The 20,824-nt window shown below is 64.3% G+C and carries 17 protein-coding genes; all 17 read right to left on the bottom strand.

Features of this window, described 5'->3' with window-relative positions:
* Nucleotides 1–16 precede the first annotated feature (16 nt).
* A complete protein-coding gene (rplW, locus tag ATJ78_RS15515; protein WP_098409065.1) occupies nucleotides 17–316 on the bottom strand; it encodes a 50S ribosomal protein L23 in 300 nt (99 codons plus the stop codon).
* A complete protein-coding gene (gene rplD / locus ATJ78_RS15520) occupies nucleotides 313–1,002 on the bottom strand; it encodes a 50S ribosomal protein L4 (protein WP_098409066.1) in 690 nt (229 codons plus the stop codon). Before rplD ends, rplW begins: the two co-directional genes overlap by 4 nt.
* A 4-nt stretch (nucleotides 1,003–1,006) precedes the next feature.
* Nucleotides 1,007–1,663, bottom strand: a complete 657-nt coding sequence (gene rplC / locus ATJ78_RS15525) for a 50S ribosomal protein L3 (RefSeq protein ID WP_098409067.1) — start codon at nucleotides 1,661–1,663, stop codon at nucleotides 1,007–1,009.
* 8 nt (nucleotides 1,664–1,671) lie between these two features.
* Nucleotides 1,672–1,980, bottom strand: a complete 309-nt coding sequence (rpsJ, locus tag ATJ78_RS15530) for a 30S ribosomal protein S10 (RefSeq protein WP_098409068.1) — start codon at nucleotides 1,978–1,980, stop codon at nucleotides 1,672–1,674.
* Between the two features lie 459 nt (nucleotides 1,981–2,439).
* Entirely contained in the window at nucleotides 2,440–2,646 is a 207-nt protein-coding gene (locus ATJ78_RS15535; protein ID WP_098409069.1) for an antitoxin, read from the bottom strand.
* A 137-nt stretch (nucleotides 2,647–2,783) separates the two neighbouring features.
* Nucleotides 2,784–3,977 (bottom strand): elongation factor Tu, encoded by a 1,194-nt coding sequence (gene tuf, locus ATJ78_RS15540; RefSeq protein ID WP_098409070.1) that lies wholly within the window; start codon nucleotides 3,975–3,977, stop codon nucleotides 2,784–2,786.
* A 140-nt stretch (nucleotides 3,978–4,117) separates the two neighbouring features.
* Nucleotides 4,118–6,232, bottom strand: a complete 2,115-nt coding sequence (gene fusA / locus ATJ78_RS15545; RefSeq protein ID WP_098409071.1) for an elongation factor G — start codon at nucleotides 6,230–6,232, stop codon at nucleotides 4,118–4,120.
* 81 nt (nucleotides 6,233–6,313) lie between these two features.
* Nucleotides 6,314–6,784 (bottom strand): 30S ribosomal protein S7, encoded by a 471-nt coding sequence (gene rpsG / locus ATJ78_RS15550; protein WP_098409072.1) that lies wholly within the window; start codon nucleotides 6,782–6,784, stop codon nucleotides 6,314–6,316.
* A complete protein-coding gene (rpsL, locus tag ATJ78_RS15555) occupies nucleotides 6,784–7,158 on the bottom strand; it encodes a 30S ribosomal protein S12 (RefSeq protein ID WP_098409073.1) in 375 nt (124 codons plus the stop codon). The genes rpsG and rpsL overlap by 1 nt, the downstream gene beginning before the upstream one ends.
* 304 nt (nucleotides 7,159–7,462) lie before the next feature.
* A complete protein-coding gene (locus ATJ78_RS15560) occupies nucleotides 7,463–8,929 on the bottom strand; it encodes a hypothetical protein (RefSeq protein ID WP_098409074.1) in 1,467 nt (488 codons plus the stop codon).
* Between the two features lie 66 nt (nucleotides 8,930–8,995).
* Nucleotides 8,996–9,637, bottom strand: a complete 642-nt coding sequence (locus ATJ78_RS15565; protein WP_098409075.1) for a spermidine/putrescine ABC transporter substrate-binding protein — start codon at nucleotides 9,635–9,637, stop codon at nucleotides 8,996–8,998.
* Between the two features lie 28 nt (nucleotides 9,638–9,665).
* On the bottom strand, nucleotides 9,666–10,178 hold the full coding sequence (locus tag ATJ78_RS15570) for a DUF6121 family protein (protein WP_098409076.1): 513 nt from the start codon (nucleotides 10,176–10,178) through the stop codon (nucleotides 9,666–9,668).
* Nucleotides 10,165–10,806 (bottom strand): FHA domain-containing protein, encoded by a 642-nt coding sequence (locus tag ATJ78_RS15575; protein WP_098409077.1) that lies wholly within the window; start codon nucleotides 10,804–10,806, stop codon nucleotides 10,165–10,167. The genes ATJ78_RS15570 and ATJ78_RS15575 overlap by 14 nt, the downstream gene beginning before the upstream one ends.
* A complete protein-coding gene (locus tag ATJ78_RS15580) occupies nucleotides 10,796–13,231 on the bottom strand; it encodes a transglutaminase TgpA family protein (RefSeq protein WP_098409078.1) in 2,436 nt (811 codons plus the stop codon). Before ATJ78_RS15580 ends, ATJ78_RS15575 begins: the two co-directional genes overlap by 11 nt.
* Nucleotides 13,228–14,514, bottom strand: a complete 1,287-nt coding sequence (locus ATJ78_RS15585; RefSeq protein WP_245836355.1) for a DUF58 domain-containing protein — start codon at nucleotides 14,512–14,514, stop codon at nucleotides 13,228–13,230. Before ATJ78_RS15585 ends, ATJ78_RS15580 begins: the two co-directional genes overlap by 4 nt.
* The gene (locus ATJ78_RS15590) at nucleotides 14,511–15,479 is read right to left on the bottom strand and encodes an AAA family ATPase (protein WP_169923481.1); all 969 of its coding nucleotides are present in this window, start codon (nucleotides 15,477–15,479) and stop codon (nucleotides 14,511–14,513) included. The genes ATJ78_RS15585 and ATJ78_RS15590 overlap by 4 nt, the downstream gene beginning before the upstream one ends.
* Before the next feature lie 20 nt (nucleotides 15,480–15,499).
* On the bottom strand, nucleotides 15,500–20,794 hold the full coding sequence (locus ATJ78_RS15595) for an Ig-like domain-containing protein (protein WP_098409079.1): 5,295 nt from the start codon (nucleotides 20,792–20,794) through the stop codon (nucleotides 15,500–15,502).
* Nucleotides 20,795–20,824 lie beyond the last annotated feature (30 nt).

Raw genomic sequence — 20,824 nt, forward strand, 5'->3', positions numbered from 1 at the left:
GTTTATTCCTGTACTCCTAGCCGACAGCCGTGAAGATGTCGATGGAACCGGACTTCAGCGTGACGATGGCGCGCTTGGTGTCCTTGCGCTTGCCGATGCCGAAGCGGGTGCGGCGAGTCTTGCCCTGGCGGTTCAGGGTGTTGACTGAAGCAACCTTGACGCTGAAGATCTTCTCGATCGCGAACTTGATCTCAGTCTTGTTCGCGCGGTCGTCGACGATGAAGGTGTACTTGCCCTCGTCGATCAGACCGTAGCTCTTCTCGGAAACGACCGGCGCGATGATGATTTCGCGGGGGTCCTTGATTGTCTGGCTCATGCCGAGACCTCCTCAGTTGCTTCAGCAGAGCTTGCACTCGCCGTGACTGACTTGCCCTTTGCGGGGCCAGCGATGAAGCCCTCGAGTGCAGCCTTCGTGAAGACGATGTCGTCAGAGACGAGCACGTCGTAAGCGTTGAGCTGGTCGTACGAGAGCACGTGCACCGTCGGGATGTTGCGCAGGGCGAGCAGGCTCGCCTCGTCGCTGCGCTCGATGACCGCGAGGATGTTCTTGGACTCGGCGAGCTTCGCGAGGAACTCAGCAGCGTTCTTGGTGGGGCGCTCCTCCGAGACCGCGAAGGTCTCGACAGCGTGGAGGCGTCCACCGCGAGCGCGATCCGAGAGCGATCCGCGGAGCGCTGCCTGAATCATCTTCTTGGGAGTGCGCTGCGAGTAGTCACGCGGCGTCGGGCCGTGAACGATGCCACCACCGGTGTGCTGCGGCATGCGGATCGAGCCCTGACGTGCACGACCCGTGCCCTTCTGCTTGAAGGGCTTGCTGCCGGAGCCGGAGACCTCACCGCGGCCCTTGGTCTTGTGGGTTCCCTGACGCGCCGCAGCCTGCTGGGCTACAACGACCTGGTGGATCAGCGGAACATTGGTCTGAACGTCGAACACCTCTGCGGGAAGGTCGACCGAACCGGCCTTCTTGCCCTTGGCGTCGATAACGTCGAGCGAGGTAGCCATTGAACTACGCTCCCTTCACTGCGTTGCGGACGAAAACGATGCGGCCACGGGGACCGGGAACGGCGCCCTTGACGAGCATGAGGCCCTTTTCCACGTCGATGGCGTGCACGCGGAGGTTGAGGACAGTCACACGGTCGCCGCCCATGCGGCCAGCCATGCGCTGGCCCTTGAAGACGCGACCGGGAGTGGCCGACGCACCGATGGAGCCCGGCTTGCGGTGGTTGCGGTGAGCACCGTGCGACGCGGAGACGCCCTGGAAGTTGTGGCGCTTCATGACACCGGCGAAGCCCTTACCCTTTGACGTGCCGACGACGTCGACCTTCTGGCCGGCCTCGAACACGCCGTCGATGGTGAGCTCCTGACCGAGTGAGTAGTCAGCAGCGTCATCCGTGCGGACCTCGGTGAGGTGACGGCGGGGAGTGACACCGGCGCTCTTGAAGTGCCCGGCGGAGGGCTGGTCCACCTTGCGCGGGTCGATCTCGCCTGCGGCGATCTGCACGGCGTTGTAGCCGTCGACCTCGGGGGTGCGAACCTGGGTAACCACGTTCGGGGTGATCTCGATAACGGTGACGGGAACGACCTTGCCTTCGTCGTCCCACACCTGAGTCATGCCCAGCTTCTTGCCGAGCAGACCCTTGCTGGTCTTGTTCTGCGTAGCCATGACTTCCCTTAGAGCTTGATCTCGATGTTGACGTCGGCCGGCAGGTCGAGTCGCATCAGCGAGTCAACGGCCTTCGGAGTCGGGTCGACGATGTCGATCAACCGCTTGTGGGTACGCATCTCGAAGTGCTCGCGGCTGTCCTTGTACTTGTGGGGTGAGCGAATGACACACACCACGTTCTTCTCTGTCGGAAGCGGCACGGGGCCGACGACCTGCGCACCCGCACGGGTGACTGTGTCGACGATCTTGCGCGCCGAGGTGTCGATGACCTCGTGGTCATACGACTTAAGTCGAATGCGGATCTTCTGTCCCGCCATCTGTGACTCACTCTCTGTCGTGCGTCTTACGAATTGCTCGCATTGGACGCTCTCTACTGTGTGCCAGCGGGTTTCCCCTCTGACACGGGCACTTCTTCGCGTACCACTGTTCTTCTGTCAAGCTTCATCACTCTCCACGAGATCCGCCCGCTTCAGGGCACACGAATACTCAGCGGAATTGTTTGAGTGATTAAGTCGGCGTTCTGCTGCCCGCGGCCTAGACATCTCGGTGGTCTATGCACTGCCTGGCAGTGATCCGGAAAGGCACGCCACAGGGCGCGTCCGAAATACTGAACTAGATGAGTTTGCCAGATATCTGGGCATTCTGCAACCCGGGCGTGTCGCGCTGGCGCACCTCGCCTCACATTCACAGCAGAGTCGCGGCTGGCGACCGCAACGGAATGCGGAGGACCCGAAAAACCGAGCCCTCCGCAGGATCATCGCTTTGTGATACAGACGCTATTCGTCGCCGAGCTTCTTGTCGGCAGCATCCCGTGCGCCGTCGATCTTGTCTGAGTATTTTCCGCCGGTCAGGTTGTCCGCGCCGTCTGCGGCCTTATCGAGAATCTGATCGCTCATGCCCTCCGCCTTCTCCGAGTGGAGCGCTTCGTCGATCTTGTCCTTGTTCTGCTCGAACAGTTCCTTGCCTTTGTCGAAGAGTCCCATGATTCCCTCCTGTATATCGACGGCGGTCTCGTGACCATTCTGACGATCCGATGACGACGTGACAAGGGCGTGAACCCATCGAAAAAGGGGCCGGACCCGAAGGCCCGACCCCTTTGTGAGATCTGAAGTCGCGAAGACTACTTGTTGATCTTGGTGACGGTACCGGCACCAACGGTGCGGCCACCCTCACGGATAGCGAACCCGAGGCCCTCTTCCATAGCGATCGGCTGAATCAGCTCGACCGACATGTCCGTCGTGTCGCCGGGCATGACCATCTCGGTGCCCTCGGGCAGCGAGATGACGCCGGTGACGTCGGTGGTGCGGAAGTAGAACTGCGGGCGGTAGTTCGTGTAGAACGGGTTGTGACGGCCACCCTCGTCCTTCGAGAGGATGTAGGCGGTGCCCTCGAAGTTGGTGTGCGGCGTAACCGAACCAGGCTTCACGACGACCTGACCGCGCTCAACGTCTTCACGCTTGGTTCCGCGAAGAAGCAGACCACAGTTCTCGCCGGCCCATGCCTCGTCGAGCTGCTTGTGGAACATCTCGATACCCGTGACCGTGGTCTTCTGCGTCGGACGGATTCCGACGATCTCGACCTCGGAGTTGATGCCGAGAGTACCGCGCTCGGCGCGGCCGGTGACGACGGTTCCACGACCGGTGATCGTGAAGACGTCCTCGATCGGCATGAGGAACGGCTTGTCCTTGTCGCGCACGGGGTCGGGAACGTTGTTGTCGACGGCCTCCATGAGGTCGAGGATCGCCTGCTCCCACTTGGCGTCGCCCTCAAGAGCCTTGAGTGCCGAAACCTGAATGACCGGCGCGTTGTCGCCGTCGAAGCTCTGGCTCGAGAGAAGCTCGCGAACCTCGAGCTCGACGAGCTCCATGATCTCCTCGTCGTCCACCATGTCGGACTTGTTGAGAGCCACGACAAGGTAGGGAACGCCGACCTGCTTGGCGAGCAGGACGTGCTCGCGGGTCTGAGCCATCGGACCGTCAGTGGCGGCAACCACGAGGATCGCACCGTCCATCTGGGCAGCACCGGTGATCATGTTCTTCACGTAGTCGGCGTGGCCGGGAGCGTCAACGTGAGCGTAGTGGCGCTTCTCGGTCTCGTACTCAACGTGCGAGATGTTGATCGTGATGCCGCGCTGGCGCTCTTCAGGAGCCGAGTCGATGCTGGCGAAGTCGCGCTGGACGTTGACGTCCGACGGGAACTTGAGTGCCAGAACGTGCGAGATCGCAGCGGTAAGGGTCGTCTTACCGTGGTCGACGTGACCGATCGTTCCGATGTTTACGTGCGGCTTGGTCCGCTCGAACTTGGCCTTAGCCACTGTGGTCCTCCTCAGGACTCTCGTGTAGATACAGCGGGCACTGGATTGCGACCGATTCTCTACGGGGATTTGTGTATTTATGTTACTAGGTGACGACCGGGCGCCGCACTGTGTGCACAGCGGGCGCCCAGCGGCTCAGGCTATTCGCCCTTAGCCTTTTGGATGATCTCGTCGGCAACCGCCTTCGGGACCTCGGCGTACGTCTCGAACTGCATCGAGTACACGGCACGACCCGAGGTCTTCGACCGCAGATCACCGACGTATCCGAACATCTCCGAGAGGGGGACGTTGGCGCGAATCACCTTGACACCCGACGCGTCTTCCATCGACTGGATCATGCCACGGCGCGAGTTGAGGTCGCCGATGACATCACCCATGTACTCCTCAGGAGTACGCACCTCAACAGCCATGAGCGGCTCGAGGAGAGCCGGGCTGGCCTTGGGGAGGGCTTCCTTCATACCCATCGAACCGGCGATCTTGAACGCCATCTCCGACGAGTCGACATCGTGTGCAGCACCGTCGAGCAGGGTCGCCTTGACGCCCACCATCGGGTAGCCCGCGAGCACGCCCACCTGAAGCGCATCCTGGAACCCGGCATCCACCGACGGAATGTACTCGCGCGGAACGCGACCACCGGTCACCTTGTTCTCGAACTCGTAGACCTTGTCGCCCTCAACCTCAAGCGGTGCGAGCGCGAACTGGATCTTCGCGAACTGACCAGAACCACCGGTCTGCTTCTTGTGGGTGTAGTCGTGACGGTCCACGGCGCGGCGGATGGTCTCGCGGAAGGCCACCTGGGGCTTACCCACGTTAGCCTCGACGCGGAACTCGCGCTTCATGCGGTCGACAAGGATGTCGAGGTGCAGCTCGCCCATGCCCTTGATCACGGTCTGGCCCGTCTCGGCGTTGAGCTCGACGCGGAACGTCGGGTCCTCTTCGGCGAGCTTCTGGATGGCTGTCGACAGCTTCTCCTGGTCAGCCTTGGTCTTCGGCTCGATCGCGACCTCGATGACCGGCTCCGGGAACGTCATCGACTCGAGAACGACCTGGTCGCTCGGGTCGCAGAGCGTGTCGCCCGTCGTCGTGTCCTTGAGGCCGATGACCGCGTAGATGTGGCCGGCTGTCACGGACTCGACAGGGTTCTCCTTGTTGGCGTGCATCTGGAAGATCTTCCCGATGCGCTCCTTCTTCTGCTTGGTCGAGTTGATGACCTGTGCACCGCTGTCGAGCTTGCCCGAGTACACGCGCACGTAGGTCAGACGACCGAAGAACGGGTGAACGGCAACCTTGAATGCGAGAGCCGAGAACGGCTCGCCGCTGTCGGCGTGACGCAGAATGACCTTGTCTTCGTCGCGCGGGTCGTGCGCCTCGATGGCTGGCACGTCAAGCGGCGACGGGAGGTAGTCAACGACAGCGTCGAGCATGGGCTGCACACCGCGGTTCTTGAAAGCAGAGCCGCAGAGAACCGGGTAGATCTCGCTGTTGACGGTGAGCTTGCGGATCGCGGCCTTGATCTCGTCGATCGTGAGCTCGTCACCGGCGAAGTACTTCTCCATGAGCTCGTCGCTCGTCTCGGCGACGGTCTCGAGCAGCTCCGTACGGTACTGCTCGGCCTTGGCCTGCAGGTCCTCGGGAATGTCGCGGACCTCGAACTTGGCGCCCATGGTCACGTCTCCCTTGGCATCGCCGGGCCACACCTTGGCGCGCATCTCGATGAGGTCGACGACACCGACGAAGTCGTTCTCAGCGCCGATCGGCAGCTGAAGCACGAGCGGCTTCGCTCCGAGACGGCTCTTGATCGTCTCGACGGTGAAGTAGAAGTCGGCACCGAGCTTGTCCATCTTGTTGACGAAGCAGATGCGCGGAACGTCGTACTTGTCAGCCTGACGCCACACGGTCTCAGACTGCGGCTCGACGCCCTCCTTGCCGTCGAAGACGGCAACGGCTCCGTCGAGGACGCGCAGCGAGCGCTCAACCTCGACGGTGAAGTCAACGTGACCCGGGGTGTCGATGATGTTGATCTGGTTGTTTTCCCAGAAGCAGGTGACAGCGGCAGACGTGATCGTGATGCCACGCTCCTGCTCCTGCTCCATCCAGTCGGTGGTCGCTCCACCGTCGTGGGTCTCACCGAGCTTGTGGTTGACGCCCGTGTAGAACAGGATGCGCTCAGTGGTAGTGGTCTTACCGGCATCAATGTGCGCCATGATGCCAATGTTGCGAACCTTCTTCAGGTCAGTGAGCACGTCTTGTGCCACGGGGTTCCTCCGGAAAGTGAATGTGAAGTGGTGTGTGGGCGGCGCCTCCGCAGCGCTGCTGCGGAGGACGCCTCCCGACTGCTACCAGCGGTAGTGTGCGAATGCGCGGTTGGACTCGGCCATCTTGTGGGTGTCCTCACGACGCTTCACAGCGGCGCCGAGGCCGTTCGACGCGTCGAGGATCTCGTTGGTGAGTCGCTCCGTCATCGTCTTCTCGCGGCGGCCCTTCGCGTAGCTCACGAGCCAGCGCAGTGCGAGAGTGTTGGCGCGGTGAGGCTTGACCTCGACCGGCACCTGGTAGGTCGAGCCACCGACACGGCGGCTCTTGACCTCGATGGACGGACGGACGTTGTCGAGCGCCTTCTTCAGGGTGACGACAGCATCCTGGCTGTTCTTCGCCGCGACTCCCTCGAGCGCGTCGTAGACGATGCGCTCAGCGAGAGCCTTCTTGCCGTCAACGAGAATCTTGTTGACGAGCTGGCTGACGATCGGGGCGCCGTAGACGGGGTCAGCAATGACCGGGCGCTTGGGTGCTGGTCCCTTACGTGGCATTACTTCTTCTCCATCTTCGCGCCGTAGTGGCTGCGACCCTGCTTGCGGTTCTTGACGGCCTGCGTGTCGAGCGCACCGCGAACGATGCGGTAGCGGACACCCGGGAGGTCCTTGACACGTCCACCACGGACGAGCACCATCGAGTGCTCCTGAAGGTTGTGACCTTCACCCGGGATGTACGCGGTGACCTCTGTACCGTTCGAGAGCTTCACACGAGCCACCTTGCGCATTGCCGAGTTCGGCTTCTTCGGGGTGGTCGTGTAGACGCGTGTGCACACGCCTCGCTGCTGGGGGTTGGCCTTCAGGGCGGGAGCCTTGGTCTTTGCAGACTTCGACTTGCGACCCTTGCGGACCAACTGCTGAATAGTTGGCACTGCTTCTCCTCAATGTGCTGCACGGTGACAGCGAATATGTGATGGTGAGGCACGCGATCGCTCGCGCGCCGCCACGATCCGCCCATCCGACAGAATGCGAAGGATGCTGGTGGCGAATATGCCGTGGGGGTCGTTCCATTCGAACCAACCCAGGATGTGAGTGCCTCTACGCGGCTTCATCGCGCGAAGGCACGATTCAGCGCACGCGAATGCGCACACCCGATCTATGATACGGGCACAGCGGGTGCCGGTCAAATACCACAGGCCCGGTCGAAACCGGGCCTGTGGTTCGGCTCGTCGCGACTTAGAACTCGTCCCATTCGAAGGTCGCTGTGCCGTCTTCGCCGAAGGTGACGGCGCCGTCGACGGAGATGTCGATCGGGTTCTCCAGGCTGACGTTCTTCTCGACTCTGTCGTCGGGCCACGTGACGGTGGCCGACAGGTCTGCTTCGCCCATCTGGTCTGTGGTCACGGCCCATCCGGAACCGTCGTACTCGCCGACAGAGAATTCCGGCCGCGGGTCGATGGTCCAGACGATGTCCTCCACCTTCTTGGTGCCTCGGTCGCTCGCGAAGTTGGGGCAGCCGTCGGGGGCCATCTCCGTAGAAGCTTCACACTCGTCGAGGAACGCGGTCACCGCTTCTTCCGCCGCCGTCACGCCCTCCTCTGAGAGTGTCACGGTCAGCTCGGGCGCCTCTTCAGCTTCGTTGCCGAACCCAAGAACCGTCGTCGAGACGCCCTCGGCCTGGAAGACTCCCTGGTCCTCGGACATCGCGATGCTGTACGTCCCCGGAAGGGCACGCAGCGCGGCGCTCTCGCCCGGTTCGGCTGCCACCGTCACGCCATTCACAGCGACCTTGGCATTCTGAGGTCCGACGACCGAGTACGAGACTTCGCCGAGCTTGGGCGCATCGAGCTTCCATTTGTCGAAGAAGACCATGTCTTTGCCCGCCTTGCTCAGAGAGAAGTCCTGCTCGTAGGTCTCGCCGCCCTGCGAGATCGAGGCGGTCACCGTCGCGCTGTCGCCCGAGACCTCTGTCGACGAGATCGAGTACTTCGAGATGCGGTCGTCCGCTGCCTTGTACGCTTCGTCGGTCAAGAGCACGTCGCCCTTCTCGACCTTGACCCCGGAGTCCTTGAGCGCCTGCTCTGCCTTACCCGCCTTCAGAAGGTCGAGATACGCGGTCACCTGGTTCTCCGGAGCGTGCGCTGCGTTGCCGATGGCGAAGCCGACAACACCCGCGATAATAATGAGCAGAAGCGCTGAGCCGCCGGCGATCCAGCCGACCATTGACTTCTTTTTCTTCTGAGGAGGCTGGCCGCCGCCACCCGCGGGGTAGGCCTCGGTGTTCTGCGGCGGGTACACCTGCGTCTGCTGCGCGCCGTAATCGGGCTGCTGCGTGTAGGGATGCTGCGGACCCGTCGGCTGCTGCTCACCAGGCGTCTGCGGGTAGGGGTTCGTCGCGGCGGGCTGCTGTGGCGCTTGCGGCTGCTGCTGCGGTTGCCCATACGACTGCTGCGAGCCCGTTGACTGCTGGTACGGCTGCTGAGGCTGCTGCTGTTGGTACGGCTGCTGCGGGCCTGTCGGCTGCTGAGGCTGCTGCCGGTACGGCTGCTGCGGCTCGGGTTGCTGCGGCTGCTGACCATAGGGCTGCTGAGGCGGTTCGGGCTGCTGACCATACGGCTGCTGAGGTTCGTTGCCCTGCGGCTGGTTGCTCTGCGGGTTTCCGTGCTGCCAGGGCTGCTGCGGGTCATTGGGTGGGTACGACATCTCTCCCCCTCGTGCGTTGGTGATACTAGTTTGTCCGCAACCCCCGCCGCCGTCCAGGGGTACTTGTCACCACCGGGTCGGGGGCGCGTCGAGACTCTCCGACAGGGCGTCCAAAAGCGCGCTCACCTGCGGTTCGATAATCGTCGCAATCGCCTCTCGCGCAGCGACGCGGTGCTGCTGCAGAAACTGGCAGATGAGGCGTCCCGCGTGGTCGGCGCATTCGTCTGCGAGCCGGATCTCTGTGCGCAGCGCCTGCTTCTCTTCATCGCTCAGTTCGACGGGGCGCACCGATTCCGGCACGTCGCCGCCCTCGGCCAGCTCCCCGAGCGTGAAGAGAAACGGTTCGCCGGGAACCGGGTCCGGGTCAAGCTGCAGACCGTCGAATTCGGGATCGAGTCCCACCTCAGGGCGGTACGACCGCGATTTGCGTTTTTCGGACTCGTGCAGCTCTCGCGAGAGCAGAGGCAGATTCTGATCGGTGTAGTCGTCGACGACGTCGTCGATGAGGGCCTTCATGCGGGTCGTCAGGCCGTGCTGCACGCCGTGCGGAACATCGGCGTCGACGCCGAGCGCGGCGAGAAAGGGCGAGCCGAGGCATCGTCTGCACACGCGCGTACGCACGCGGTGCGTCGCCGGCTTCCACCGAGGGAGCCAGGCGATCCATGCGTCGACAGCGCTGCCGACCTTGGCCTCGAGGGTCCGCTCCATACGACAACCGTACTCTGCGCGGTGCCGTTCAGTCTTTCTCCCACGGCCAGAGCGGCCGCTTCGGGTCGTCTCCCCCGAGCCCGATCATCACGACGAAGCTGATGTGCACGAGCGCAGCGAGCACCCCAATCGCGAGGCTGTACGGCCGCAGCAGCTCGTGCAGGGCGAACTCGAGCAGCACGCCCGGGTCGCGCAGGGCGACGGCCCGCAGCATCCCGCCGATGACCACGTAGCCGACGAGCGCGCCGAGTCCCGTGAGCAGCCCGCCGCCAAGCGGAACACGAACCGCGAGATCGCCCCGCTCGCGCTCTTGAACGAGGTGCACGGCCGCGCCAACGAGCCGCAGAGCGACGATCACGATCGATGTCGCGACCATCGAGGGACCGAGCAGGAGGCTCGCGTCGACGTCGATGACGTCGGTGTCGGTCAGAAGGCTCAGGATGCCGAAGCTGGCGACGACGAGCGCGAGATACAGCGCGACGGCGAACGCCGCCTGGGCCAGAGCGATCAGCCGCGGATCTCTGGCCTCACTCGGTTCCATCGCTGCCCCTCGCCCGAAGCGAAGCGAGAGCGCGCCCGAAAAGGATTCCCCCGTCACGCGGGGCGGGCGTCGGCACCCCGGGAACGCACGCGGTCTCGCGCCCCGACGCATCGATGATGCGTGTGCCGTTCGTCGAGTTGAGGTCGGTGACCCAGACCGCGCCGCGCGACCATTGAACGGCGGCGTGCGTCTTCGACATGCTGCGACTGACATCGACGACGGCGATGGCCTGCGCGTCAGGGAAGGCGGACTGCGCGTTCGGGTCACGGCCGATCAGGATGCTGCCGTCGACAGCGATCCGCGTGCCGTCTTCGAACTCGAGCTCGCAGTCCGACGTGCTGTCGTCGAGCGCGGGCACGGGCGCAACGCCCGGTGCAGGGGCGCCCGCGGAAGCCGGGATCGTGTCGATGTCGGCCTGCATGCCGGGAGGCAGCCCGATGAAGCCCGGTCGCGTCACGGCCTCGGATGCCTCGGGCTTCTCGCCCTGCTCAGAGTCGGGTCGCGTCGGCGACGCCGCTGCCTGCTCGTCGGGCAGCGGTGGCAGAGGCGGCCGCGGAGGAACCGGCACGCCGTTCCACGTGTCAGGCTGCGCGCCGCCTGCGCGTGCGGCGGCGTCGTCAGCGCTCATCGTTCCTCCTCGACGCCTTCGACCGCTTCGGCGCTCGTCGTGCGCGACTGACCCGGAAACGGCTCACCTGACGTCGCCACCAGCCTACCGCTCGCGCCGCGAGTCGCGACTGCTCATCTGACTGACTCCACAGGTCGTCGACCGTCGAATCGGGGGCGTCGTGAGCGCCGAAAACGGCGGCGTCTGCGTCGAAGGCGAGCGATTCGAGCGTGGCTGTTCCCGCAGCATCCGTCTCCCTCTGCACCGCGAGCGATTCGATGACGCCGGAGCGAGTGCGCACGGGAACGTCGTAGCCGAGCTCGGCGTGGCGATCGAGAAACTCGTCCCACGCGCCAGACGCCCGTGCATGGGCGGACTCCGCACGGCGACGCCGCTTCACGCGCCGCCGCTTGACGAGCGCGATGATCAGCAGCGGCACGAGATAGAGCAGCAGCAGTCCGCCGAGCGTCGACAGCGCCGCCACCGCCCAGCCGGGCAGAGCGAACGCGTCTTCGTCGTCTTCGTCTTTCTTGTCGTCGATCTCGCTCTCGGTCAGCAGATCGTCTGGACGCTTCTCTGACCGCGGGGGCTGCCGCACCTGGGGCTGAGGCTCGCTCTGCGGCTTCGGGTTCTGGTCTTGCGGAATCTCGGTCTCGTCTGGAGTCGGAAAGAACGGAATCCAGCCGACGCCCTCGAACGGCACCTCGACCCAGGCCGTGACGTCGTCACCCGTGACGGTGGTGGGAGAGCCTTCGATGATCGACTTCGGCGCGAATCCCATGACGACGCGAGCCGGGTACCCGAAGCTGCGGGCCATGAGCGCCATCGCCGACGCATACTGCTCTTCGTCGCCGATGAGCTGCGAGCGAGTGAACAGCTCCTCCATGCGATCAGCTCCGTGTCCGGCGCGTGATGACGCAGCATCCTCTTCTCGCCCGTGGCTGAGGTAGCCGTTGGTGACGAGCGCGGACTCGATGGCGCGAAGCTGATCGATCGGCGTCTCGGCCGCGCCAGCGTACTCCTTTGCCTTCGCCACGACGACGTCGGGAACCTTCTCGACGGGAGGCATTCCGACCGGGGCCACAGGAGTGTCTGAGAGCTCTTCGTCACCGGGCACGGCCTGGATGCCGCTGCGCATGGAGTACTCGATGCCTGACGTAACGCCGTCGATCAGCACGGCGGAGCTCGTCGACGCGTTGTAGCGGAAGCCCGCGGACCGTTCGCGGTCGATGCCGTCGAGGTCGATTCTCTGGGGAACGCCCATCGTGGGCAGCCACGGTCCGGAGTAGCCGAGAACATCGATCGAGATGCCGCGTCTGTCGACGATGTCGGCGAGCGGCGCGGTGGGCAGCGTCGATCCGCTGAGTTCGTACAGCCCGGAGCCTTCGGTTGCCAGCTCAGGCCCTGCGACGTTCCAGAGGTGCCCGTCGTAGGTGTCCATGACCGCGAGACGCAGACGATCGCCCGGGATCATTCCCGTGACCGTGAACAAGTCGGTCTCGTTGAGCGTCTTCGTGTAGATGCGGTAGCCCGAGAGCGGGCTCGGGAACAGCTCGGGGTCGAACGGCGGCTGCACCTCGTCGCGCACCACGAGCCTGCTTTCAGGAGCGGGGTGAAGAAGGGATGCTGCCAAGCCGCCGATCACGATGGAGGCGAGTGCTACGGCTGCGGTGCCGACAACGCGCGCGCGACGCAGTCCCGACTTCTCAGAGAGGCTGATGTTCTTGCCCTCCGGGCGGCGCCATCCGAGCCAGATCAAGGCGATGACCGCCACGGCCAGGCCGCGCAGCGGTGCGAAGAACGGCTCTCGTGTGCCGAGCACGACCGGCAGCGCAAAGGCGGCGAGAGGCACGAGCAGCACGAGGCCGCAGCGCCACAGCGTGCGGTAGCGCTTCGGCAGCCAGCGGAACAGCAGAACGCCGGCGACGACGCCGAGCACGCACGCGAAGACGTACGGCAGCACGGCGAGATGCGGCGGTGCCCCGACGGGAGCGGCGAGGGTTACGACGTCTGTCCAGCCGAACACAGCGCCGACCGCGAGGTCTCGCACCGTATCGAGGGTCGGAAGCACGAACCACAGGGCATCGCCGGGCAGAGCGAGAGCGCTGCCGAAGAGAAAGTACGCCACGAACAGCGCGAGCACTGTCGTCACCGCGTTGAGCCGCAGCCGGTGACTGCCCCACGCGACACCGAGCCCGACGGCGAGCCCCCCGAGCGAAGCCGAAAGGTGCGTCAGTCCGTCGAAGACGGGCATCCACCCGAGAAGGCCGATGACGACGAGTCCCGCGACCACGGCCACGTCGACCCAGGTCTGGGTTGTCACGGTTCCGGGCGCTAACGCCGCCCGGTTCTCGCGAGGGGTGCGCGCGAAAACGCCGCTGAGCCGCCGCTTCTGCGTACCGGCGTCCTGCTGCTGGGCCTTGCGAGCCGCGCGCCTCTCGCTCACTGCGCCTTCTCCATGATGCGGGTCAGGTCGCGGAGCGCACCGATCGTGTACACCTGCAGCCCGGCGACGTCTTGAACGCGCGGCTGGCCGCCTTCGGCGACGCGCAGGGCGATCACGTTGACCTCGCCCGAAAAGAGCCTTTGGATGCTGCGGTAGTCACCAGCATCCATCATCGACCCCGCGACGATTACGACGACGCTGGGGTCGGGAAGTCGCTTCGTGGCGTTGCGGGCGAAATCGCGAGCGGACTCGTCGGAGTCGAACGGCTGAATGCGGCAACTGTCGTCGAGCATTGCCTGCAGCGTGTGCGTGCGCAGCCGCATCCCCTCGCTGACCACGTTGATATCGGTGGCGTCTCTGATCACCTGCGTCGCGATCGATGCCGTCACCGACACGGCAGTCTCGAACTCGTCGTCGCTTGCGTAGTAACGCCGGTTGGCGCTGTGCACGATGGTGAGCTGCGACCGGCGAGACTCCTCGAACTGCCGCACCATGAGCTGCCCCGTTCGCGCGGAGCTGCGCCAGTGCACGTACCGCACGTCGTCGCCGCGCACGTAGTCGCGCAACGCGTGAAACGAGATGTCGTTGTTGGTGATCTTCTTGGTGATCTGGCCTTCGAGGTCGCGCACGAGTCCGGCGGCGGTGGGATGCAGGCGCACGACGCGCGGATGCACGAAGAGCTCTATCGGGTCCGTCCAGTCGACGCTGCGGCGGAACAAACCGAGGCGGTCACCGCGCACGGAGCGAGCCGGGCCGGCGATGATCACCGCGCGACGCTCGGTGGGAACGGCGAACAGCTCTTCAGAGACGTCGTCGGGCGTGAGTCCGGGAACGTCGAAGACCGCGAGACCGTCGCCGACGGGCAGCTCGAATGTCGTCGCGAGCGAGTTGCGCTTTGCCGTGTTCGTCACGATCATCTCGCCGACGGCGCGCTCCCCCACGGTGACGCGGCGCGGGTTCAACCGCACAGACACCGCGAAGCGCGAGCGGCCGATGGTGAACAGCGCCGCGATGGCAAAGGCGCTCACGAACGCGGCACCCGCGAAGACGAGTTCGGCCCAGCCGAGCACGAGACCCGCGGCGAGTAGCACGACCCCGACGACGGCGACGAGCCACCCGGTCGAGCTCACGGTGGCGAAAAACGGGTGAATGGCCTTCGTCACGGGCACGACGAATGTCGCGAGCCCCTGCCTGACCCTCTGCGTCGTCGTCGCAGCACGTGTCAGCAGCGGCGACAGACGCGTCGTCGACTGCGGGCTTTCGTGCTCGACGGTCGTTGTCATGCTGCGCGATACGCCGGCGGTGTGATCGAGAGAAGGATGCGGTCGATGATCTGATCTGCCTTGGTGCCGGCGAACTCCGACTCCGGATCGACGAGCAGACGGTGTGCGAGCACGGGGACGGCGAGCGCGTTGACATCGTCGGGCGTCGCGTACGTGCGCCCCTGGCTGAGAGCCCACACCTTTACGATGCGTGCGAGGGCAAGGCCGCCGCGCATGCTCACGCCCAGCGCAACGTCTTTGTCAGAGCGTGTCGCATGAATGATGTCGGTGATGTACTCCATGATCGAGCGCTCAACGTGCACCTGCCCGGCGAGCGCAATCATGGCGTTCACCGACTCAGCGTTGATGATGGGGCCGACGCTCGTCGACCTCGAGCGGTTCGCAGCATCCATGAGCAGCTCGACGCTCGTGTCACGATCGGGGTAGCCGAGCGAGGTCTTCACGAGAAAGCGGTCGAGCTGTGCTTCGGGAAGCTTGTAGGTTCCCGACTGCTCGACGGGGTTCTGCGTGGCGATCACCATGAAGGGGCTGCCGACGGGGTGCGTCTCTCCGTCGACAGTGACGAGGCCCTCTTCCATGACCTCGAGCAGGGCACTCTGTGTCTTGGGCGACGCGCGGTTGATCTCGTCGGCGAGCACGATCTGGGCGAAGATCGGTCCCTTGTGAAACTCGAAGACGTGCGTCTGCTGGTTATAGATCGTCACGCCGGTGACGTCGCTGGGGAGCAGGTCGGGAGTGAACTGGATGCGGGAGCTTGCGCCCTCGAGCGTGTTCGCGAGCGACTTCGCCAGCACGGTCTTACCCGTTCCGGGGTAGTCCTCGAGAAGCACGTGGCCGCCGGTCAGTAGAGACGCGATAACCAGCCTGATGACGTCTTGCTTGCCGACGATGGCCTTGTCGACGTTGTCGACGAGGCTCGTGAAGGCGTCCTTGAACCAGTTCGCCTGCTCCTGTGTGATGTCCAATGATGTCTCCTGATCATGGTTCATAGTGGGCCGGCCCAACCATCGCCGTATTGCCCCGAGGCGTCGTGCCAGCCGCCGATGTTCACTTGAGCGCGCTTATTCTCACCGTTGTAGCCGTCGTAGCAGCTGGCATCCCCGCTGAAGTTGCCGTTGGAATCAAGTTTCAAGGGGACGGTCTTTCCGTCAGGAGTGCCGCCGCTCGGGATTCGCTGCTTGTTCGTCACCTTCTCCCAGTGCTCCCCGTTGGAGCCGGGTCCGATGCATTTCACCTGGAAAGTCTGATTCGCATAATCCACGTAGCCGCGAATCTCGAAGTGGTAGTAGTACGCATTAATGGACCCTGGCCGGAAAGCGCCCTGGCTCAGCTTGGCCGACTTGGGAGGCTTCTTGGAAACAGCGACAGAGTTTGATGACGATGCCCACGAGCCGCACCCGGCAGGCGAACAGGCACGGACTTCCAACTTGTATGAGCCGGGCGACGCATTATTCGCGGTCGCGCTGCCGGAAGTGCCCGTCTTCCACACCGATCCGTCCTTGAGAATCCGCCACTCGTATCTAGAGAGCTTGCCGCCATCATCTGACGGCGCGGACCAGTTCCCGCTGATAGTGGCACCTTCATATTTGGAACTGGCGCTGATCTTTCCAACGTTTGGTTTACCCGGCACACCGTAGGGCGTCACCGTCTTCGATGCAGGCGACAACTCGCTATCGCCGACGCCATTCGTTGCCATGACCCGGAACGAATATGACGTGCCGTTCTTAGCAGCCATCGAGCACGCAACACCGGCGCGACAAATCTTTGAGTCCCCGTCGCTGCGCTTGACGGTGTACTCCGTGATGGCCGAGCCATTGTCGGCGGGCGACCCCTTCACGACAACCGTCGTCGTGCTGTCGCTCGCTGAGACGCTCGGCGCTGGCGGCGCATCGGGAACATCTTTCACCACGATCGTGATGCGCGCAGACGACCGCCTGTTGGGGTCACCGGTGGCGTCTTCGATCGTATAGATGATGCTGATCTCCTGGCTCTTCGCCGGACCTGTCTTGACGGTCACCAATGTGCCGTCGGTGCTCACCGTAGCGTCGCCCGAGTCGAGTTCTGCGCTCACGATCGTGAGGTCTTCTTCGGGGAAGGGATTGAACGCGCCCTTCAGCGCGTCGATCGTGTATTTCTCTCCCTTGCGCGCGTCATTGTTGACGTGATCGACCGCAAGCGGCATCGGCCGTGTCGAGGCGACCACAGACACGGTGACCTGCCCATCAACCGAGAAGTCCTTGAACTTCAGCGTGACTCCGAGCGTCACCGAGGTTCCCGGGGGCGTGCCAAAGGGTGCCTGCACCGAGAGTTCCGAACCCCTGAGATCAGCCTGGATCCCGTTTCCGTCGCCATGCAGATCGCTGAAGGTCACCTGGTCGAGAACGTCCGGGTTCGGATGCGACGCTGCGCTCCGAAGGTCGAACGAGACAGCATCCTCACCCGCTTCGATCGTGATCGACGGCGGTGTGAACGTGGGCGGAATGTCTTCGAAGTTCGGGTCGCCCACAGTGATCGGCAGCACGAGCATCGTCGTTCCGGTCGACGTACCGTCAGTCACCTCAAAACTGATCGAGGCGGGGCCGCGGTAGTCCTCCACCGGCGTGAACCGCAGAGTCTTTTCGTCGACAAAAGACGGTTCGCCATTGCCGCGCGACGCCTTCACTCCGTCGGCGCCCGTGATGGTGATGTCCTTGCCCGAGGGCGAGTAGGCGATGTCGTCGAGGTTCCACTCTTTCGAGGAGTTCATGTCGACGATCTGCTCGGGCAAATTCTCGCGCAGCCGCGGCGGCTGCCCGTCTGAATACGGCGGCACGACAATGAAGGCCGCCGAGCTCAGACCGTCAACCTCGTTCGTCAGACGGAACGTAATAGCCATGCGGTTGTCGCCGAGCGTGACACGCACGGTGCCGTCTTCGAGAATCGTCGCCTGGTCGGCATTCGGCCCCTCAAGCGACGCCTTCAAGTCAGAAACGCGGCCACCGGGGTTCGTCGCGCCGTCGTACACGTCAATGTCGACGGTCTCCTTGCCGATGACCTCGTCTTGCTCGACAACCTGATCTTGCACGCCCGGCGGCTGAATCTTCGCCTCTTCGGTGGCCCGCACCATGACGTAGGCAGAGTCGAATCCGCCCTTCTCATTGCGAATCGTGTAGCGCAGCGCAAACGTCATTTCGATGTCGGGCGCCTCGACCACGATGCTCTCGCCCTCGACCGTCGCGACGACGTCTTCGGGTACGTCTTCGACCTTCTCGTCGAGAGACAGAGAGTACTGGTTCGGATCCGAATCGTTCTTGAGCACCGGAACAGATGCCACGCGTCCGGGCTTTACCTCGATCGAATCGTCGACGGCGACAGGGCTCATCGCCTGCTCGGGCCGCGGAATCACCGCGATCTTGATCGTGCCGACGGCCGTCGCACCGAGCACGTCTTTCACCTTGTACGTGAACGTGTCGGTGCCGAGCTCCATCGACCCGGCAACGTACGAGAAGCTCTTGCTCTTCTCGTTGCGCACAGCACCCAGAATCGGCGCGCTGGCCAGCCCGTCATACACGACCGAATCGCCGTCGGGGTCGAGCCCCTCAAGCGGAATCTCGATGTCGACAGAACTGCCGGCGAAGACACGGGTCGTCAGTGTCTTGGCGACCGGCGCCTGGTTGGAGTCTTCGTCCATCGCCACAACGGTGAAGGTGACGGATGCTGTCGCCTTCTGCCCGTAATCGTCAACCACCGTGTACACGGCGGAGTACACGCCTGCTTCGACCGGCGCCTGGTACCGCACGCGATCGTCGGTGACGAACGCGAGCCCCTTGTCGGTTCCCTGCACGAGCTCCTGCTCGACCGACATGCCCGCGTTGTCCGGGTGCGTGTCGTTGTCGAGAACGGGAACACTCGCGATGTCTCCGGCGCGCACGCGCACCTGGTCGTCGGCCGCGATCGGGGCCTGGTGCTTCGTCAGCGGCGGCACCATCACGACGGTCACCGTTGTCGTCGATTCCTTATACCCGTCGGAGACCGTGTAGCTGAACTGCACCTGCCCCGTTACCGCTGCCGTCGCCGTCACACGGATCATGCTCTGCGAGAGCAGCTCGATCGACAGCTGGGCGGCCTCGCCCGTCGCCTCGATCGATTTGACCGCAAGCACCTCACCCGTCGGCGAGACGTCGTTGACGAGCACGGGAATCATCGCGGGTTCACCTGGCCGCACGTAGCCGGTATCGCGCACCGCCACGGGGGCAAGGTCCGCCTCGGACTTCTCAGTCACCTCGATGCGAATGAGCCCGATGCTCGTGCGTTCACCGGCCCCGAGCGAGTACTTGACGTAGTAGGCACCGGCTTTGCCCGCGGATGCTGTGATGGTGCCACGATCCGTGTCGACGGCGACCGAGATCGCGCCCTCGAGCGCCTCGGCGCCCAGCAGCTCGAGCTGCCCGCCCGACGGTGAGAGGTCGTTGTCGAGGGGGTGCACGTCGACGGCCTCGCCGACGAAGGTCTGCGCGAAGTCCGGCGTTCCGACTGGGTTCGACGACCCGGCGGGTTTCACGTCGAGCGTGAACGCGCCTGTGACCGACGTCGTGCCGTCAGAGACAGTGAAGACGATGTCGCGCGGCCCCAGCTGCCCTGAGGTGTGCGTGACGGTGACCCGCCCGTCGGGGTTGAACCGCACGCGGTCTCCCGCGTCAGACGCGGCGGATTCCAGATAGATGTCGTCACCGTCTGGGTCGCTCCAGTCGGCGAGCGCGTCATAGGTGATGGTCTCGCCGGCATCGACGACAGCGGCTCCGACTCGCGCCGATTCCGGAGGCTCGTTGACCTCTGGCGGTCGCACGGTCACGTTGACCGAGCCCTCGGCGATGCCTCCCGGCCGCCCGTCGCTCACGGTGTAGCGGAAGGTAAACGTGCCGGCTTCCGTGCCCTCGCTCGGTGAGAACTGCAGAGCGCGCCCGCCGTCGATGAACTGCAGGGTTCCCCATTTGTCTGAGAATCCGTTGATGTCGGTGATCGTGAGCACGTCGCCGTCGGGGTCGGTGTCGTTGCTCAGCAGAGGCAGGACCGTCGTGCGCGCGGGTCGCACGCCCAGCTCGTCGTCATTCGCGATCGGCGGCCGGTTCTGCTCGGTGCGCTCGGCGAGCGTGTCTTCGAACGACTTCACTGCCGACTTCTCGTCGCCTTCTTCGCCGTCGTCTTCTTCGGGCGGAGTGACGTCCTCCCAGTTGTGCACGAGGCGCATGTTCTCGGTGACGAGCCACGAGTCACCATTCTGAAGGTTGTTCAGCGCAATGATGTCGCGATTGACGCGGAACACCAGCTCAGCGCCCGCCGTGGTCGGCTCGATCTCCTCGTGCGCCGGCGCCGCACCGTCGCATTGTGCGAGGTAGCGGCTGCCCGACGCCCACGCGGCGTGCCAGCATCCCTCGAGGTTGACGGGAGCGGCAACGGCGTCGGGGTTCTGCGCCGGAGCGGCAATGTCGGCGTCGATCTCGACGACCTCGTCGCCGTCGAGCGGAACAGCCATGAGCGAGTCGCCGCCCGCCACCAGCACCTCGCCGGGATCAGCAGAGGATTGCTGCAGCTTGACACCCTCCGAGGGCAGCTCGACCGGCTCTGAACCGGGAACGATGACGCGGTTCGCGTCGCCGTCGAACAGCACCGGGGTATCTCCCGCCGCCGTCAGCTGGTAGCTCTCGCTCGAGGGAATCTGCTGCTCGCTCGGCTTTCCGCCCTCGGAGCCGTAGGTGTACAGCACACCGTCAGAAGGGGATGCTGCGAAGACGTCGCCGCTCTTCGAGACAGCGATAGCGGCATCCTTCCCCAATTTGACGAGGGGTTCGTTGTTCACTGTCGTGAAGTCGAGGCCTCCCGCGACGTTGGTGATCCACAGGCTGCCGCTGTCGGGCTCGAGAACAGCGAGGCGCTCTCCCCCGTAGGCGAGTTCGGCGCCCGGCAGTAGGTCGGCGCTGTTGCCGAGAGTCGTGTACGCGGGGTCGATCGTCTGAACGGTCGACGAGACGCGATCGTGCAGCAGGGCGAGGTCGCCGTCTTGAAAGATGTCGATATCGTTGGCGAGCGTCGCGACGGAGGCGTCGAGCTCTTCGATCTGCTTGTTGAGGCGGCCCGCGAGCAGCTCTTTGCCGTTCGTGACCCACACGTCGCGGGCCTCGAGATCAACGTCAGAGGCGGGGTATCCGGGGTGCAGAACGGCGAATGTGACCGGAACCGCGACGATCAGGGATGCGGCGATGACGGAAGCCGTGACCTTTCGGCCGCGCAACCACCCCTTCATGCTCCCCACACACACGTTCCGTCTCGTTTA

Source organism: Paramicrobacterium agarici, assembly GCF_002563955.1.
Taxonomy (GTDB): Bacteria; Actinomycetota; Actinomycetes; order Actinomycetales; family Microbacteriaceae; genus Paramicrobacterium; species Paramicrobacterium agarici.